This is a genomic window from Kitasatospora sp. NPDC029367 (assembly GCF_055569135.1).
The window spans coordinates 1-17,609 of record NZ_JBVHYH010000116.1 but is presented as its reverse complement, the minus strand read 5'-3'; the positions used below and the strand labels follow the sequence as shown (position 1 = coordinate 17,609).

Genomic DNA, 17,609 nt, shown 5'->3' with positions numbered 1-17,609 from the left:
CGGGTGCACTTCCGGGACCCGTCGTTCACCAATCTGCAGACGATGGCGGCGATGTGCGAGGGCGGCCAGGTCGCCGACGTGATCGTCGCGGTGGCCGGGATCGACCCGGTGATGGGAGGCGTGGACCGGTGACCGACGTCGAACTGGGACTGCCGGCGATGCCGGCCCCGCCGTACCCGGAGGAGGTGCGCACCCGGCTGGCCGCCGACGCCGCCGAGCTGATCGGCCGCTACCCGCAGGCCCGCTCGGCGCTGCTGCCGCTGCTGCACCTGGTGCAGGCCGAGGAGGGCTTCGTCAGCGCGACCGGGATCCGGTTCTGCGCCGAGCAGTTGGAGCTCACCACGGCCGAGGTGACCGCCGTCGCCACCTTCTACACGATGTACCGGCGGCGCCCGGCCGGGAAGTACCACGTCGGGGTCTGCACCAACACCCTGTGCGCGGTGCTCGGCGGGGACCGGATCTTCGCCGACCTCCAGGAGCACCTGGGCATCGGCAACAACGAGACCACCGAGGACGGCGCGATCTCGATCGAGCACATCGAGTGCAACGCCGCCTGCGACTACGCCCCCGTGGTGATGGTCAACTGGGAGTTCTTCGACGACCAGACCCCGCAGAGCGCCCGCCGGCTGGTCGACGACCTGCGGGCCGGCCGCGAGGTGCGGCCCACCCGCGGCGCCCGGCTGTGCGACTTCAAGGAGACCGCCCGGATCCTGGCCGGCTTCCCGGACGAGCGCCCGGGCGCCAACGACGAGTCGGGTGCCGGCGGCGCCCCCTCGCTGGCCGGGCTGCGGCTGGCACGCGGCGAGGCCCTGCCGGGCACCGGCGGCACCAAGGTGGTCTCCCCCCGCCACGAGGCCCCCCGCCCCGAGGAGCCCCGCCCCGAGGCCCCCCGCCCCGAGGCCCCCCGCCCCGAGGAGCCCCGCCCCGAGGCCTCGCGCCCCGAGGAGCCGGGCCACGAAGGCAAGGCCGCCGGCCAGGAAGGGACCGAAGCGTGATGACCTCCGCCGAGCCGGCCGAGAAGCTGCTCACCCCCGTCCTGTCGGACCCCTGGGACGACAGCCGCCCCTGGACCCTCGCCACCTACCGCCGCCACCAGGGCTACGAGGGCCTCAAGGCGGCCCTCGCGATGCCCCCGGACGACGTGATCGCCCTGGTCAAGGACTCCGGTCTGCGCGGCCGCGGCGGCGCCGGCTTCCCCACCGGGATGAAGTGGCAGTTCATCCCGCAGAACGACGGCAAGCCGCACTACCTGGTGGTCAACGCGGACGAGTCCGAGCCGGGCACCTGCAAGGACATCCCGCTGCTGTTCGCCAACCCGCACTCCCTCATCGAGGGCATGATCATCGCCTCCTACGCGATCCGCTGCGACCACGCCTTCGTCTACCTGCGCGGCGAGGTCGTCCCGGTGCTGCGCCGCCTGCACGCCGCGGTCGCCGAGGCGTACGCGGCGGGACTGCTCGGCCGGGACATCCTCGGCTCCGGCGTGAACCTGGACATCACCGTCCACGCCGGCGCCGGCGCCTACATCTGCGGCGAGGAGACGGCCCTGCTGGACTCGCTGGAGGGCCGCCGCGGTCAGCCGAGGCTGCGCCCGCCGTTCCCGGCGATCGCCGGCCTGTACGCCTGCCCGACGGTGGTCAACAACGTCGAGTCGATCGCCTCGGTGCCGCCGATCCTGGCCCGCGGCAAGGAGTGGTTCAAGAGCCTGGGCACCGAGAAGTCCCCGGGCTTCACGCTGTACTCGCTGTCCGGCCACGTCACCAACCCCGGCCAGTACGAGGCCCCGCTCGGCATCACGCTGCGCCAGCTGCTGGACCTCTCCGGCGGTGTCCGGGCCGGGCACCGGTTGAAGTTCTGGACCCCGGGCGGCTCCTCGACCCCGATGTTCACCGACGAGCACCTCGACGTCCCGCTGGACTACGAGGGCGTCGGCGCGGCGGGTTCGATGCTCGGCACCAAGGCGCTGCAGGTCTTCGACGAGACCACCTGCGTGGTGCGGGCGGTGACCCGCTGGACGGAGTTCTACGCCCACGAGTCCTGCGGCAAGTGCACCCCCTGCCGGGAGGGCACCTACTGGCTGGTCCAGCTGTTGAAGCGGATCGAGGCGGGCCAGGGCGTCGACGGGGACCTGGAGAAGCTCCTCGACATCGCCGACAACATCAACGGCAAGTCCTTCTGCGCGCTGGGCGACGGCGCGGCGAGCCCGATCGTCTCCTCGCTCCAGCACTTCCGGGCCGAGTACGAGCAGCACCTGGCCGAGCGCCGCTGCCTGTTCGACCCGGCCGCCTCCACCGTCTGGGCCGACGGCCCCCGCCCCGGCCACCAGTCCGCCACCGAGAGGGAGGTGCACGCGTGACGATCACCGAGCCGGCCGCCTCCACGAACGACGGAGCCGCCGTCGAACTGGTCACGCTCACCATCGACGGCGTCGAAGTGAAGGTCCCCAAGGGCACCTTGGTGATCCGGGCCGCCGAGACCATCGGCACCCAGATCCCGCGCTTCTGCGACCATCCGCTGCTGGATCCGGCCGGCGCCTGCCGGCAGTGCATCGTGGAGGTCGAGGGCCAGCGCAAGCCGGTCGCCTCCTGCACCATCCCGGTCGCCGAGGGCATGGTGGTGCGCACCCAGCTGACTTCGCCGGTGGCCGAGAAGGCGCAGCGCGGCGTGATGGAGCTGCTGCTGATCAACCACCCGCTGGACTGCCCGGTCTGCGACAAGGGCGGCGAGTGCCCGTTGCAGAACCAGGCGATGAGCAGCGGCGCGGCGGACTCCCGGTTCGAGGGGATGAAGCGCACCTACCCGAAGCCGCTGCCGATCAGCAGCCAGGTGCTGCTGGACCGGGAGCGCTGCGTGCTGTGCGCGCGCTGCACCCGGTTCTCGCAGCAGATCGCCGGGGACCCGTTCATCGACCTGGTGGAGCGCGGGGCGCTGCAGCAGGTGGGCACGGGGGAGGGGGACGCCTTCGAGTCGTACTTCTCCGGGAACACCATCCAGATCTGTCCGGTGGGTGCGCTGACCTCGGCGGCTTATCGTTTCCGCTCGCGCCCGTTCGACCTGGTGTCCTCGCCGAGCGTGTGCGAGCACTGCTCGGCGGGTTGCGCGCAGCGCACCGATCACCGGCGGGGCAAGGTGCTGCGCCGGCTGGCGGGCGAGGACCCGGCGGTGAACGAGGAGTGGAACTGCGACAAGGGCCGTTTCGCGTTCCGCTACGCCCAGCAGCGGGACCGGTTGACGACCCCGCTGGTGCGGGTGGACGGCGAGCTGGTGCCGGCCTCCTGGCCGGAGGCGTTGCAGCGGGCCGCCGAGGGCCTGCGCGGGGCCCGTACGGGTGTGCTGGCGGGTGGCCGGGTGACGGTGGAGGACGCGTACGCGTACGCGAAGTTCGCCCGGGTGGTGCTGGGCACCAACGACGTGGACTTCCGGGCCCGCCCGCACAGCGGTGAGGAGGCGGACTTCCTGGCCGCGGCGGTCGCCGGGCGCGGGGTGGACGTGGACGGTTCGGGCGTCGACTACGCGCGGTTGGAGCAGGCTCCGGCGGTGCTGCTGGCCGGGTTCGAGCCGGAGGAGGAGTCGCCGATCGTCTTCCTGCGGCTGCGCAAGGCCTCCCGGAGCGGCGGCGTCAAGGTGTTCTCGGTGGCGTCGTTCGCCTCCCGGGGGCTGGCGAAGCTGCGCGGTGCGCTGCTGCCGGCGGCGCCGGGGACGGAGCCGGAGTGGTTCGCGGCGCTGGCGGCGGACGAGCCGTTGAACGACGAGGCCGGGCAGGCGGCCGAGCTGTTGCGCCGGCCGGGTGCGGTGATCCTGGCGGGTGAGCGGCTGGCGTCGGTGCCGGGCGCGTTGACGGCGGTGCTGCGGCTGGCGCACGCGACCGGGGCGGCGCTGGCCTGGGTGCCACGTCGGGCCGGGGAGCGCGGGGCGGTGGAGGCGGGTGCGCTGCCGGGTCTGCTGCCGGGCGGCCGTCCGGTGGCGGCCGAGGCGGCGCGGGCGCAGGCGGCCGCGGTGTGGGGGGTGGCGGAGCTGCCGTCGCGTCCGGGCCGGGACACCGGCCAGATCCTGGCCGCGGCGGCGCAGGGCGATCTGGACGCGCTGCTGGTCGGCGGGGTGGATCCGGACGACCTGCCGGATCCGGCGCTGGCCGGGGAGGCCCTGGCGGCGGTGCCGTTCGTGGTGTCGCTGGAGCTGCGGCCGTCGGCGGTGACCGAGCGGGCCGACGTGGTGCTGCCGGTGGCGGCGGTGGCGGAGAAGGCGGGCACGTTCCTGGACTGGGAGGGCCGGGTGCGGATGTTCGAGGCCGCGCTCAAGCCGGACCAGCAGATGGGCCGCCATCTCCAGTCGGACCTGCGGGTGCTGGCGATGCTGGCGGACGCGCTGGGGCACCGGCTGGGCCTGGCGGACGTGCGGGCGGCCCGGTTGGAGCTGGACCGCTTCGGGCCGTGGCGGGGTGACCGCGCGGCGGATCCGGCGGCGCACCCGGGTGTGCTGCCGCGTCCGGCCACCGGCCAGGCGGTGCTGGCGGGTTGGCGGCTGCTGCTGGACGAGGGCTCCTTGCAGGACGGGGATCCGCACCTGGCGGGGACGCGGCACCGGGCGGTGGCCCGGGTGTCGTCGGCGACGGCGAAGGAGGTCGGCGCGGACGCCACCGGTGCGCTGCGGCTGACCGGTCCGGCGGGTTCGCTGGTCCTGCCGCTGGAGGTGACCGACTCGGTCCCGGACCGGACGGTCTGGATCCCGCTCAACTCCACGCCGGGCGGCGCGTACCGCGCGCTCGGCACCACCGTCGGCCATCTGGTGACGATCGCCGCGGCCGAGCTCGCGCCGGTCGCCGTCGAGGGCGGGGCCCGGGAAGGGGAGGTCCGATGACGACTCCGCAGCCGTACGAGACGCTCCACTTCTTCGGCCAGGACCCTTGGTGGCTGGTGCTGTTGAAGGCGGTGTTCTGCTTCGCCTTCCTGGTGCTGACGGTGCTGGTGGCGATCGTCTGGGAGCGCAAGGTGGTGGCCTGGATGCAGTTGCGCATCGGGCCGAACCGGCACGGGCCGTGGGGTCTGCTGCAGTCGCTGGCGGACGGCGTGAAGCTGGCGCTCAAGGAGGACCTGGTCGTCAAGGGCGCGGACAAGGTGGTCTACGTCCTGGCCCCGATCGTCTGCGCGATCCCGGCGTTCATGGCCTTCGCGGTGATCCCGTTCGGCCCGGCCGGCGAGGAGGTGTCGGTCTTCGGCACCCGGACGCCGCTGCAGCTGACGGACTTCCCGGTGGCGCTGCTCTACATCCTGGCCACCGCCTCGATCGGCATCTACGGGATCGTGCTGGCCGGTTGGTCCTCCGGTTCGACGTACCCGCTGCTGGGCGGGTTGCGGTCGGCCGCGCAGATGATCAGCTACGAGATCGCGATGGGCCTGTCCTTCGCGGCGGTGTTCGTCTACTCGGGGTCGATGTCGACCTCGGAGATCGTGGCGCACCAGCAGCCGAAGTGGTTCGCGGTGCTGCTGCCGGTGTCGTTCATCGTGTACATCATCGCGATGGTCGGGGAGACCAACCGGGCGCCGTTCGACCTGCCGGAGGCCGAGGGCGAGCTGGTGGGCGGTTTCAACACCGAGTACTCCTCGTTGAAGTTCGCGATGTTCATGCTGGCCGAGTACGTCAACATGGTGACGGTCTCGGCGGTGGCGTCAACCCTGTTCCTGGGCGGCTGGCGGGCCCCGTGGCCGGTGTCGGCCTTCTGGGAGGGCGCCAACCACGGCTGGTGGCCGATGCTGTGGATCACCTTGAAGATCCAGCTGCTGCTGTTCTTCTTCATCTGGCTGCGCGGCACGCTGCCGCGGTTGCGCTACGACCAGTTCATGAAGCTGGGCTGGAAGGTCCTGATCCCGGTCTCGCTGGTGTGGCTGGTGCTGATCGCGAGCGTGCGGGCGCTGCGCAACGAGGGGTACGGCTTCGGCCAGGTGGTGCTGTACGTGGGCGCGCCGGTCGGCGTGATCCTGCTGCTGGCGCTGGTCCGGGACTTCCTGCGGAAGGAGAAGGAGCCCGGGGAGGAGCAGGAGGCCCCCGGGCGGGGCGAGTTCGATCCGATGGCGGGTGGGTACCCGGTGCCGCCGCTGCCCGGGCAGGTGCTGCCGCCGGTGCCGCGCCGGCCGGGCCGGGCCCCGAAGCAACTCCAGGACGCCCTCAACGGGGCCGACCATTCCGAAGGGAGCTGATCCGCGATGTCGTCCGACCAGACGGGCCGGCCCGAGCGGGCCGACCGGCCGTCGGTGCTCGGTCCGGCCGCCGGTTTCGGCGTGACCTTCAAGGCCATGTTCAAGAAGCGGCTGACCGAGCAGTACCCGGAGCAGAAGAAGCCCACGGCGCCGCGTTTCCACGGCCGCCACCAGCTGAACCGGCATCCGGACGGGCTGGAGAAGTGCGTCGGCTGCGAGCTGTGCGCGTGGGCCTGCCCGGCCGACGCGATCTACGTGGAGGGCGCGGACAACCGGGACGAGGAGCGCTACTCGCCGGGTGAGCGCTACGGCGCGGTCTACCAGATCAACTACGCCCGCTGCATCCTGTGCGGGCTGTGCATCGAGGCCTGTCCGACCCGGGCACTGACCATGACCAACGAGTACGAGCTGGCGGACTCCTCCCGCAAGGACCTGATCTTCACCAAGGAGCAGCTGCTGGTGGGCCTGTCGGAGGACATGGTCGACACCCCGCACGCGATCTTCCCGGGCGCCGACGAGGGTGCGTACTACCGGGGCGAGGTCACCGGGGCGGCGCCGGGGACGGTCCAGCAGGAGCGCACCGACCGGGAGAAGGAGGTGCGGCAGTGATCGCACAGCTGGCGGCGGCGAGCGGGACGACCTCCACGGGTGAGGCCGTCCAGTTCTGGGTGCTCGCGGTGATCGCGGTCGGTGGCGCGCTGGGCATGCTGCTGATGCGCAAGGCGGTGCACAGCGCGCTGTGCCTGGCGGCGACCATGCTGGCGCTGGCGGTCTGTTACATGGCCCAGGGCGCGGTGTTCCTGGGCGTGGTGCAGATCGTGGTGTACACCGGCGCGATCATGATGCTGTTCCTGTTCGTGGTGATGCTGGTCGGCGTGACCAGCGAGGACTCTCTGAAGGAGCAGTTGAAGGGCCAGCGGTTCGCGGCGGTGCTGTGCGGGCTGGGCTTCGGGGTGCTGCTGATCGCGGGCATCGCGAACGCGAAGCTGAACCACTTCACCGGGCTGGCCGAGGCGAACGCCGAGGGCAATGTGCCGGGCCTGGCCCGGCTGATCTTCACCCGCTACGTGTGGGCCTTCGAGGTCACCGGCGCGCTGCTGATCACCGCGGCGATCGGCGCGATGGTGCTGACCCACCGGGAGCACGTGACGGCGCCGAAGACCCAGCGGGAGCTGGCGGAGCAGCGGGTGCGGGACAACATCCAGGTGCCGCCGCTGCCGGCGCCGGGCGTGTACGCCCGGCACAACGCGGTGGACGTGCCGGGGCTGCTGCCGGACGGCACGATCGCGGAGGACTCGGTGATGGCGACGCTGCGCGAGCGCGGCCAGGTCCGGGACGTCAGCCAGGACATGCTGCGGCGGATGGCGGAGCTGGAGAACAGCACGGCGGACTGGCTGGGCCGGCCGCCCTCGGAGCGGCCGGTGGCGGCGGCTCCGCGCAGGTCCTTGGAGCCGGTCCCGGGCCACCGGGCCGAGGAGCACGAGACCGGGGAGGGGGAGCGGTGAATCCGGTCAACTACCTTTATCTGTCGGCCCTGTTGTTCACCATCGGCGCGTCCGGGGTGTTGATCCGGCGGAACGCGGTCGTGCTGTTCATGTGCGTCGAGCTGATGCTGAACGCCTCGAACCTGGCCCTGGTGACGTTCTCCCGGCTGCACGGGACCCTGGACGGCCAGATCATCGCGTTCTTCACGATGGTGGTCGCGGCGGCCGAGGTCGTGGTCGGCCTCGCCATCATCGTCTCCATCTTCCGGACCAGGCACTCCGCTTCGGTCGACGACAGCAATCTGATGAAGCTGTAGGCGGAGGGCCTTCGGTGAACTCTCTCATTCCGCTGCTGGTGGCGGCTCCGCTGGCCGGTGCCGCCCTGCTGCTCCTGGGCGGTCGGGCCTTCGACCGCTTCGGCCACTGGCTGGCCACCGCGCTCGCCGCGCTCTCGTTCGGCTTCGGCCTGGCCCTGTTCTCGGACATGCTGGGCCGGGACGCCGAGCACCGGGCGGTGACGAAGCACCTGTTCACCTGGGTGCCGGTGAACGCCTTCCAGGCCGACGTCTCGTTCCGGCTCGACCAGTTGTCGCTGACCTTCGTGCTGTTGATCACCGGGGTGGGCACGCTGATCCACCTGTACTCGGTGGGCTACATGGCGCACGACGAGCGCCGGCGCCGGTTCTTCGCCTATCTGAACCTGTTCCTGGCCGCCATGCTGCTGCTGGTGCTGGCGGACAACTACCTGCTGCTGTACTTCGGTTGGGAGGGCGTGGGCCTGGCCTCGTACCTGCTGATCGGCTTCTGGCAGCACAAGCCGAGCGCGGCGACGGCGGCGAAGAAGGCGTTCCTGGTCAACCGGGTCGGCGACATGGGCCTGTCGATCGCGATCATGCTGATGTTCGCCGAGTTCGGCTCCTTCGCCTTCACACCGGTCTTCGACGGGGCGCACGGGGCGAGCGAGGGCAGGCTGACGGCGATCGGCCTGATGCTGCTGCTGGCCGCGTGCGGCAAGTCGGCGCAGGTGCCGCTGCAGTCCTGGCTGGGGGACGCGATGGAGGGCCCGACCCCGGTCTCGGCCCTGATCCACGCGGCCACCATGGTGACCGCCGGGGTCTACCTGATCACCCGGTCCTCGGCGATCTTCGACCTGGCGCCGGACGCCCAGACCGCCGTGGTGGTGGTCGGCGCGGTGACGCTGCTGTTCGGTGCGATCGTCGGTTGCGCCAAGGACGACATCAAGAAGGCGCTGGCCGGTTCGACCATGTCGCAGATCGGCTACATGATCCTGGCGGCCGGACTGGGCCCGATCGGCTACGTCTTCGCGATCATGCACCTGGTGACCCACGGCTTCTTCAAGGCCGGGCTGTTCCTCGGCGCCGGGTCGGTCATGCACGGCATGGACGACGAGGTGAACATGCGCCACTACGGCGGCCTGTGGCGGAAGATGCCGTGGACCTTCGCCACCTTCGGCCTGGGCTACCTCGCCATCATCGGCTTCCCCGGGCTGTCCGGCTTCTTCTCCAAGGACAAGATCATCGAGGCGGCCTTCGCCAAGGGCGGCACCGAGGGCTGGATCCTCGGCCTGTGCGCACTGGTCGGCGCGGCCGTCACCGCGTTCTACATGACCCGGGTGATGCTGCTGACCTTCTTCGGCGAGCAGCGCTGGCAGCCGGACGCCGAGGGCAACCTCCCGCACCCGCACGAGTCGCCGCGGACCATGGTCGTACCGATGGTCCTGCTGGCCTTCGGCTCGGTCTTCGCCGGCGGGCTGTTCGTCCTGCACGACTCCTTCCTGAAGTGGCTGGAGCCGGTCACCGGCCACAGCGAGGGCAACCCGCCGCTCGGCTCCTGGACGGTCACCGGGCTGACCACGGCCTGCATGCTGGCCGGCGTGGGCCTGGCGTACCTGATGTACGGGCGCTCGCCCGTCCCGGTGGTGCCGCCGGTCGGCTCCCCGCTCACCCGGGCGGCCCGCCGCGACCTGCTGCAGGACGACTTCAACCACGCGGTGCTGGTGCGCCCGGGCTCGGCGCTGGCCGCGACCCTGGTCTACTTCGACAGCCGCGGCCTGGACGGTTTCGTCAACGGCCTGGCCGCCCTCGTCGGGGGCCTGTCCGGCCGGCTGCGGCGGGTCCAGAACGGCTTCGTCCGCTCGTACGCGCTCTCCATGTTCGGCGGCACGCTGGTGCTGGTCGCCTCGACTCTCCTGATGAGGTCCGTGTGATGACAGTTACTCGCCCGCTCGGCGGGGAATCGCGTCGGGAGGTGTGGTCGTGAGCGTCCTGCTGACCACCACCTGCGTCGTCCCGGCGGCCGGCGCGGTGCTGACCGCCGCGCTGCCCGCCGGGACGAACGAGGCCCGGCGTCGCACCGTCAAGACCGTCGCGCTGGCCGTGTCCGGGGTGACCCTGGTGCTGGCCGCCCTGGTGGCGCTGCGCTTCGACCCGCACGGCGCCCGGTTCCAGCTGACCGAGTCCTACAGCTGGATCCGCTCCTTCGGCATCACCTTCTCGCTCGGCGTGGACGGCATCGGCGCGGTGCTGGCCCTGCTGACGGCCGTCCTGGTGCCGATGGTGATGCTGGCCTCCTGGCACGACGCGGACCCGGCCGCGCCGGGTCCCGACGGCAGCTTCGAGAACAAGCGGCGCACCCAGGCCTTCTTCGCCCTGATCCTGGCGGTGGAGGCGATGGTGGTGGTGTCCTTCTACGCCACCGACGTCTTCCTGTTCTACGTGTTCTTCGAAGCCATGCTGATCCCGATGTACTTCCTGATCGGCGGCTTCGGCGACCGGGCCGGCGGCCCGGAGTCGGCGCGCCAGCGCTCCTACGCGGCCGTCAAGTTCCTGCTGTACAACCTGCTCGGCGGCCTGGTGATGCTGGCCGCGGTGATCGGGCTGTACGTGATCGCCCAGGACCAGGGCCTCGGCACCTTCGACCTGCCGACCCTCACCGGGGCGATCGCCGACGGCAGCCTCAAGCTGTCCGGGACGGCGCAGAACGCGCTGTTCCTCGGCTTCTTCTTCGCCTTCGCGGTGAAGGCCCCGCTGTGGCCGCTGCACACCTGGCTGCCGAACGCGATGGGCGAGGCGACGGCCGGCACCGCGGTGCTGATCACCGCGGTGGTGGACAAGGTCGGCACCTTCGCGATGCTGCGCTTCTGCCTCGGGCTGTTCCCGGACGCCTCGAAGACCTTCGCCCCGGCGATCCTGGTGCTGTCGCTGATCGGGATCGTCTACGGCGCGCTGCTGGCGGTCGGCCAGAAGGACATCAAGCGGCTGGTCGCCTACGCCTCGATCTCGCACTTCGGCTTCATCATCATGGGCGTCTTCGCGATGACCAGCCAGGGCCAGAGTGGCGCGACCCTCTACATGGTCAACCACGGCCTCTCCACCGCCGCGTGGATGCTGGTGGCCGGCTTCCTGATCTCGCGCCGCGGCTCGCGGCTGATCGCCGACTACGGCGGCGTGCAGAAGGTCGCCCCGGTGCTCGCCGGGACCTTCCTGATCGGCAGCCTGGCGACCCTGTCGCTGCCGGGGCTGGCCCCGTTCGTCAGCGAGTTCCTGGTGCTGGTGGGCACCTTCACCCGCTACCCGGCGATCGGCGTGGTGGCCACCCTCGGCATCGTGCTGGCCGCGCTGTACGCCCTGCTGCTGTACCAGCGCACCATGACCGGCCCGGTGAAGGAGGGCGTGCGCGCGATGCCCGACCTCAAGGTCCGCGAACTGGCCGTGGTGGCACCGCTGGTGGCGCTGACGATCCTGCTCGGCGTGTACCCGAAGCCGCTCACCGACCTGGTGAACCCCTCGGTGGACGCGACGCTCTCGCAGGTCCACCGGACCGATCCGGCGCCGGCCCACCCGGTCGCCGCCACCTCAGGAGGTGAGCAGAAGTGAGTGCCACCGCAGTGCTCGCCGCCGCCGGCGGCAACACCCCCAGCATCCCGGCGCCGCACATCGAGTACGGCCAACTCTCCCCGATGCTGGTGGTCTTCGGGGCCGCCGTGGCGGGCGTCCTGGTCGAGGCCTTCGTCCCGCGCCGGCTGCGGCACTGGACCCAGGTGTCGCTGGCGCTGGTCGCGCTGGCCGGCGCGTTCGCCGCCGTGGTGGTGCTGGCGACGCAGGGCCACGGCGCGCCGCGGGTCGACCTGCTGGCCATGGAGTCGGTCGCCCTGGACGGCCCGGCGCTGTTCCTCCAGGGCGTGATCCTGCTGGTCGCCGTCGTCGCGGTGCTCACCTACGCGGAGCGGAAGCTGGAACCCAAGGCCGGCGGCCTCCCTGCCGACGCCTTCGCCGCCCAGGCGTCCGCCACCCCGGGCGGGGAGCAGGAGCGGGCCGCGGTCCGGGCCGGCTTCGCGACCACCGAGGTGTTCCCGCTGACCCTGTTCGCGGTCGGCGGGATGCTGCTCTTCCCGGCCGCCAACGACCTGCTGACCATGTTCGTGGCGCTGGAGGTCTTCTCCCTCCCGCTGTACCTGCTGTGCGCGCTGGCCCGGCGCCGTCGGCTGCTGTCCCAGGAGGCGGCGGTCAAGTACTTCCTGCTGGGCGCCTTCGCCTCGGCGTTCTTCCTGTTCGGCACCGCGCTGCTGTACGGCTACGCGGGCAGCGTGAAGCTCGGCGACATCGCGGACGTCATCTCCGGCAAGGCGATGACCACCCCGGCGCAGCTGAGCAGCACCCAGAGCGACGCGCTGCTGCTGACCGGCCTGGCGATGCTGGCGGTGGGCCTGCTGTTCAAGGTGGGCGCGGTGCCGTTCCACTCCTGGACCCCGGACGTCTACCAGGGCGCGCCGACCCCGGTGACCGGCTTCATGGCCGCGGCCACCAAGGTCGCCGCGTTCGGGGCGTTCCTGCGGCTGTTCTACGTGGCCTTCCCGGGCCTGCGGCTGGACTGGCGGCCGGTGCTGTGGGGCGTGGCGATCCTGACCATGGTGGTCGGCGCGGTGCTGGCGGTGACCCAGCAGGACGTCAAGCGGCTGCTGGCGTACTCCTCGATCGCGCACGCCGGGTTCATCCTGACCGGGGTGATCGCGGTCAACAAGCAGGGCCTGTCCTCGGTGCTGTTCTACCTGGCGGCGTACTCCTTCGTGACGCTGGGGGCCTTCGCCGTGGTCACCCTGGTGCGCGACTCCAAGGGGGAGGCGACCCACCTGTCCAGCTGGGCGGGGCTGGGGCGGCGCTCGCCGCTGGTGGCGGCGGTCTTCGCGCTGTTCCTGCTGGCCTTCGCCGGGATCCCGCTGACCTCCGGCTTCACCGGGAAGTTCGCGGTGTTCCAGGCGGCGGCGGCCGGCGGGGCGACACCGCTGGTGATCGTCGGTGTGCTGAGTTCGGCGGTGGCCGCGTTCTTCTACATCCGGGTGATCGTGCTGATGTTCTTCTCCGACCCTCAGCCGGGAGGCCCGACGGTGGCGATCCCGAGCGCCTTCACGGCGACCGCGATCGGGGTGGGGGTACTGGTCACGCTGGGTCTGGGCCTGCTGCCGCAGTACTTCCTGGACCTCGCCTCCAAGGCCTCGCTGTTCGCCTACTGACCGGAGCCGGTCGGTTCGTCGGAGATCGGTCCGGATCCTCGGGCCGATCTCCGGCGGTTATTTCCGGCCGAATTCGCCCCCACCGCGGCTCCGTCCGCGCAGGCCTCCTGACCAGGGCTTCCGGCGCGGTCATGACGGGATCCGCACGCCCGTGCAGTGATCCACTCGCGACCGGATACCCTGCCTGTATTGGCCAGCGGCGGCACTCAGGGACCAGGCCGCTAGATCGACCAGGGACAGAGGAGTGGTCTTCGTGACCGTCGTGGGACCCTTCGGGCTCAGCGTGCAGGACCGCGACCTGACCCGGGACGTCCAGGTCGGACTGGACGCGGTGGAGGCGGCGCTCTCCGAGGCCGTCAAGAGCGACGTCCCCTTCATCACCGTCACCGCCAGCCACCTGATGGAGGCCGGCGGCAAGCGCTTCCGTCCGCTGCTCCTGCTGCTGGCCGCCCAGTTCGGCGACCCGGGGGCGCCCGGTGTGGTGCCGGCCGCGGTGGTCGTCGAGCTGACCCACCTGGCCACGCTGTACCACGACGACGTGATGGACGAGGCCCCGGTGCGCCGCGGCGCGGAGAGCGCCAACTCCCGCTGGGACAACTCGGTGGCCATCCTCACCGGCGACTTCCTGTTCTCCCGCGCCTCCCAGGTGCTGGCCGACCTCGGCCCGGAGGCGGTGCGGATGCAGGCCGAGGCCTTCGAGCGGCTGGTGACGGGCCAGATCCTGGAGACCCGCGGCCCCGGCCCCGAGGGCGACCCGCTGCTGCACTACCTGGACGTACTGGAGGGCAAGACCGGCTCGCTGATCGCCGTCTCCTGCCGGATAGGAGCGCTGGTGGCCGGTGCCGAGCCGTGGGTGGTGGAGGCCCTGGGCGAGTTCGGCGAGCGGATCGGCATCGCGTTCCAGCTGGCGGACGACGTGCTGGACATCGCCAGCGACGGCCACGAGTCCGGCAAGACCCCCGGCACCGACCTGCGCGAGGGCGTGCCGACCCTGCCGACCCTGCTGCTGGAGCAGATGCCCGCCGACCCGGACGACCCGGCCGACGCCCGGCTGCGCGAACTGCTCACCCAGGACCTCTCCGACGACGACCTGCACGCCGAGGCGCTGCGCCTGCTGCGCGCCCACCCCGCCCTGGAGCGGGCCCGCCGGGAGACCCTGCGGCACGCCGAGGAGGCCCGGGCGCTGCTGGCCCCGCTGCCGGACTGCGCGGCGAAGGCCGCCCTGGACGGGCTCTGCGACGCGGTGGCGATCCGCACCATGTGACCGCCCCCGGGCGGATCGGACCCCGAGCCCGTACGGGCGCGGGCGGATGGGGGAGACTGGCACCCGTCAGCCCACGCCTGCCCGGAAGGTCGCCATGCGCCGCGTCGTCATCGCCGAGGACTCCGTACTGCTCCGGGAAGGCCTGACCAGGCTGCTCACCGACCGCGGCCTGGAGGTCGTGGCGGGGGTCGGGGACGGCGCCGCCCTGGTGAAGACGATCCACGACCTGGCGGCGGCCGACGCCCTGCCGGACGTGGTGGTCTCGGACGTACGGATGCCCCCGACCCACACCGACGAGGGCCTGCGCGCCTGCGTGGAGCTGCGCGGGCGCTACCCGCAGCTGGGTGTGCTGGTGCTGTCGCAGTTCGTGGAGGAGCGCTACGCCTCCGAGCTGCTGGCCGGGTCCACCCGGGGCGTCGGCTACCTGTTGAAGGACCGGGTCGCCGAGGTGCGCGAGTTCGCCGACGCGGTGGTGCGGGTCGCCGAGGGCGGCACCGCGCTGGACCCGGAGGTGGTGCAGCAGCTGCTCAGCCGCAGCCGCAAGGGCGACGTCCTGGCCAATCTCACGCCGCGCGAGCGCGAGGTGCTCGGCCTGATGGCCGAGGGGCGCACCAACGCCGCGGTGGCCAAGCAGCTGGTGGTCTCCGACGGGGCGGTGGAGAAGCACGTCAGCAACATCTTCCTCAAGCTGGGGCTGGCGCAGAGCGCGGAGGACCACCGCCGGGTGCTCGCGGTGCTGACCTACCTCAACTCCTGACCTCGACCGCCGGCCTCGACTGCTGGCCTCGACCGGAGGCCGGGGCCGTCCGGGGCGCCCGCCGTGGGGCGGCTGCTCCGTACCCGGAATGATCTCCGGCGGCCGGGCGTTGTCCCTGAGTGCGGTACCGGCGCGGCCGAGGGAATCCTGCGGGAGTTCCAACCGGGCTCGAGCGCCCGCGCATAGGATGCGAGCGGTGCACCAAGCGGACGGGGCACGGGGCCGCGCCCGCGGTGGTGTGTCCACGAGGAGGTCCGCGGCAGTGACCAGTCAGGTCGATCAGTCGGAGGCAGTGGACGGATCGGGCGGCGACGAGGGTCGTACCGGCGGCGGTGACGGACGCCCCGGAGCGGCCGGACCAGCCGGCCCGCACGCCCCGGGCAGTCCACCGGTGAGGCGGCCCAAGCCCGTTCGCAGACTCGACCGGGTGATCATCCGGTTCGCCGGGGACTCCGGTGACGGTATGCAGCTCACCGGTGACCGCTTCACCTCGGAGACGGCCGCGTTCGGCAACGACCTCTCCACGCTGCCGAACTTCCCGGCCGAGATCCGGGCCCCCGCCGGCACCCTCCCCGGCGTCTCGTCCTTCCAGCTGCACTTCGCCGACCACGACATCCTCACCCCGGGCGACGCCCCGAACGTGCTGGTGGCGATGAACCCGGCGGCCTTGAAGGCGAACCTGCCGGACCTGCCGCGCGGCGCGGAGATCATCGTCAACACCGACGAGTTCACCAAGCGCGCGCTGGCCAAGGTCGGCTACGCGGCGGATCCGCTCGGCGACGACTCGCTGGACGCCTTCCACCTGCACCGGGTGCCGCTCACCACGCTGACCCTGGAGGCGCTCAAGGACAGCGGGCTGGCCCGCAAGGACGCCGAGCGGGCGAAGAACATGTTCGCCCTGGGCCTGCTGTCCTGGATGTACCACCGGCCCACCCACGGCACCGAGTCCTTCCTGCGCGCCAAGTTCGCCAAGAAGCCGCAGATCGCCGAGGCCAACATCAGCGCCTTCCGGGCGGGCTGGAACTTCGGCGAGACCACCGAGTCCTTCGCGGTCTCCTACGAGGTGCCGCCGGCCAAGCTCCCGGCCGGGCGCTACCGCAACATCTCCGGCAACCTGGCGCTGTCCTACGGGCTGATCGCCGCCGCGCAGCGCTCCGGCCTGCCGCTGTACCTGGGCTCGTACCCGATCACCCCGGCCTCGGACATCCTGCACGAGCTGAGCCGGCACAAGGACTTCGGGGTGCGCACCTTCCAGGCCGAGGACGAGATCGCCGGCATCGGCGCCGCGCTCGGCGCGGCCTTCGGCGGGGCGCTCGGCGTGACCACCACCTCCGGGCCGGGCGTGGCGCTCAAGTCCGAGACCATCGGCCTGGCGGTCTCGCTGGAACTGCCGCTGCTGGTGGTGGACATCCAGCGCGGCGGCCCGTCCACCGGCCTGCCGACCAAGACCGAGCAGGCGGACCTGCTGCAGGCGATGTTCGGCCGCAACGGCGAGGCGCCGGTGCCGATCGTCGCCCCGGCCACCCCCGCCGAGTGCTTCGACGCGGCGCTGGAGGCGGCCCGGATCGCGGTGACCTACCGCACCCCGGTGTTCCTGCTCTCGGACGGCTACCTGGCGAACGGCTCGGAGCCCTGGCGGATCCCGGAGGTCGACGAACTGCCGGAGATCGACCCGAAGTTCGCGACCGGCCCGAACCGCGAGGACGGCGCCTTCTGGCCGTACCTGCGGGACCAGCACACCCTGGCCCGCCCCTGGGCGGTGCCCGGCACCCCGGGCCTGGAGCACCGGATCGGCGGCATCGAGAAGCAGGACGGCACCGGGAACATCTCCTACGACCCGGCCAACCACGACCTGATGGTCCGCACCCGGCAGGCGAAGGTCGACGGGATCACCGTCAAGCCGGTGGAGGTCGACGACCCGACCGGCGACGCCCGGGTGCTGGTGCTCGGCTGGGGCTCGACCTACGGCCCGATCACCGCGGCGGTGCGCCGGGTGCGCGCGGACGGCGGCGAGGTCGCCCAGGCGCACCTGCGCAACCTCAACCCGTTCCCGGCCAACCTGGGCTCGGTGCTGCGCAGTTACGAGAAGGTCATCGTGCCCGAGATGAACCTGGGCCAGCTCGCCCTGCTGCTGCGGGCGAAGTACCTGGTGGACGCCGAGTCCTACAACCAGGTGCGCGGACTGCCGTTCAAGGCGGCGCAGTTGGCGGACGTGCTGTGGGCGGCGATCGGCACCCTGGACGAGGAGGACCACCGATGAGCGAGCACCCGTTCCCGTCCTTGAAGCTGGTGCCCAAGGCCGACGGGCCGCAGAGCGCCCGGGACTTCAAGACCGACCAGGAGGTGCGCTGGTGCCCGGGCTGCGGGGACTACGCGATCC

General features: G+C 71.9%; 14 protein-coding genes. All 14 read left to right on the top strand.

Going from position 1 to position 17,609, the window contains the following annotated elements:
- Positions 1-132, top strand: a 132-nt coding sequence (locus ACZ4W5_RS36390; RefSeq protein WP_465659412.1) for an NADH-quinone oxidoreductase subunit D-related protein, incomplete at its 5' end; no start/stop codon positions are given.
- 26 nt (positions 133-158) lie between these two features.
- A complete protein-coding gene (gene nuoE, locus ACZ4W5_RS36385; protein ID WP_465659410.1) occupies positions 159-995 on the top strand; it encodes an NADH-quinone oxidoreductase subunit NuoE in 837 nt (278 codons plus the stop codon).
- Complete coding sequence (nuoF, locus tag ACZ4W5_RS36380; protein WP_465659407.1) at positions 995-2,356, top strand: NADH-quinone oxidoreductase subunit NuoF; 1,362 nt, start codon at positions 995-997, stop codon at positions 2,354-2,356. Before nuoE ends, nuoF begins: the two co-directional genes overlap by 1 nt.
- Positions 2,353-4,857, top strand: coding sequence for an NADH-quinone oxidoreductase subunit G (locus ACZ4W5_RS36375; RefSeq protein WP_465659405.1), 2,505 nt, complete (start codon positions 2,353-2,355; stop codon positions 4,855-4,857). The genes nuoF and ACZ4W5_RS36375 overlap by 4 nt, the downstream gene beginning before the upstream one ends.
- Positions 4,854-6,194, top strand: a complete 1,341-nt coding sequence (nuoH, locus tag ACZ4W5_RS36370; protein WP_360244839.1) for an NADH-quinone oxidoreductase subunit NuoH — start codon at positions 4,854-4,856, stop codon at positions 6,192-6,194. Before ACZ4W5_RS36375 ends, nuoH begins: the two co-directional genes overlap by 4 nt.
- A 6-nt stretch (positions 6,195-6,200) precedes the next feature.
- Positions 6,201-6,803: an NADH-quinone oxidoreductase subunit NuoI gene (nuoI, locus tag ACZ4W5_RS36365; RefSeq protein ID WP_360244842.1), complete on the top strand. Its 603-nt coding sequence runs from the start codon at positions 6,201-6,203 to the stop codon at positions 6,801-6,803.
- Entirely contained in the window at positions 6,803-7,699 is an 897-nt protein-coding gene (locus ACZ4W5_RS36360) for an NADH-quinone oxidoreductase subunit J (protein WP_465659408.1), read from the top strand. The genes nuoI and ACZ4W5_RS36360 overlap by 1 nt, the downstream gene beginning before the upstream one ends.
- Positions 7,696-7,995, top strand: coding sequence for an NADH-quinone oxidoreductase subunit NuoK (nuoK, locus tag ACZ4W5_RS36355; RefSeq protein ID WP_360244848.1), 300 nt, complete (start codon positions 7,696-7,698; stop codon positions 7,993-7,995). Before ACZ4W5_RS36360 ends, nuoK begins: the two co-directional genes overlap by 4 nt.
- A gap of 14 nt (positions 7,996-8,009) precedes the next feature.
- Positions 8,010-9,905 (top strand): NADH-quinone oxidoreductase subunit L, encoded by a 1,896-nt coding sequence (nuoL, locus tag ACZ4W5_RS36350; protein WP_360244851.1) that lies wholly within the window; start codon positions 8,010-8,012, stop codon positions 9,903-9,905.
- Between the two features lie 49 nt (positions 9,906-9,954).
- On the top strand, positions 9,955-11,574 hold the full coding sequence (locus ACZ4W5_RS36345) for an NADH-quinone oxidoreductase subunit M (protein ID WP_360244854.1): 1,620 nt from the start codon (positions 9,955-9,957) through the stop codon (positions 11,572-11,574).
- On the top strand, positions 11,571-13,208 hold the full coding sequence (nuoN, locus tag ACZ4W5_RS36340) for an NADH-quinone oxidoreductase subunit NuoN (protein WP_360244857.1): 1,638 nt from the start codon (positions 11,571-11,573) through the stop codon (positions 13,206-13,208). Before ACZ4W5_RS36345 ends, nuoN begins: the two co-directional genes overlap by 4 nt.
- A 253-nt stretch (positions 13,209-13,461) precedes the next feature.
- A complete protein-coding gene (locus ACZ4W5_RS36335; protein ID WP_402486788.1) occupies positions 13,462-14,472 on the top strand; it encodes a polyprenyl synthetase family protein in 1,011 nt (336 codons plus the stop codon).
- A gap of 94 nt (positions 14,473-14,566) precedes the next feature.
- Positions 14,567-15,229, top strand: a complete 663-nt coding sequence (locus ACZ4W5_RS36330; RefSeq protein WP_360244863.1) for a response regulator transcription factor — start codon at positions 14,567-14,569, stop codon at positions 15,227-15,229.
- 262 nt (positions 15,230-15,491) lie between these two features.
- Positions 15,492-17,489 (top strand): 2-oxoacid:acceptor oxidoreductase subunit alpha, encoded by a 1,998-nt coding sequence (locus tag ACZ4W5_RS36325; protein WP_465659400.1) that lies wholly within the window; start codon positions 15,492-15,494, stop codon positions 17,487-17,489.
- Positions 17,490-17,609: the final 120 nt, after the last annotated feature.

Bases quoted from the DNA above. Each gene is read 5' to 3' on its own strand.
- nuoE (WP_465659410.1), top strand. From the start codon at position 159: ATGCCGGCCCCGCCGTACCCGGAGGAGGTGCGCACCCGGCTGGCCGCC.
- nuoF (WP_465659407.1), top strand. From the start codon at position 995: ATGACCTCCGCCGAGCCGGCCGAGAAGCTGCTCACCCCCGTCCTGTCG.
- nuoH (WP_360244839.1), top strand. From the start codon at position 4,854: ATGACGACTCCGCAGCCGTACGAGACGCTCCACTTCTTCGGCCAGGAC.
- nuoI (WP_360244842.1), top strand. From the start codon at position 6,201: ATGTCGTCCGACCAGACGGGCCGGCCCGAGCGGGCCGACCGGCCGTCG.
- ACZ4W5_RS36330 (WP_360244863.1), top strand. From the start codon at position 14,567: ATGCGCCGCGTCGTCATCGCCGAGGACTCCGTACTGCTCCGGGAAGGC.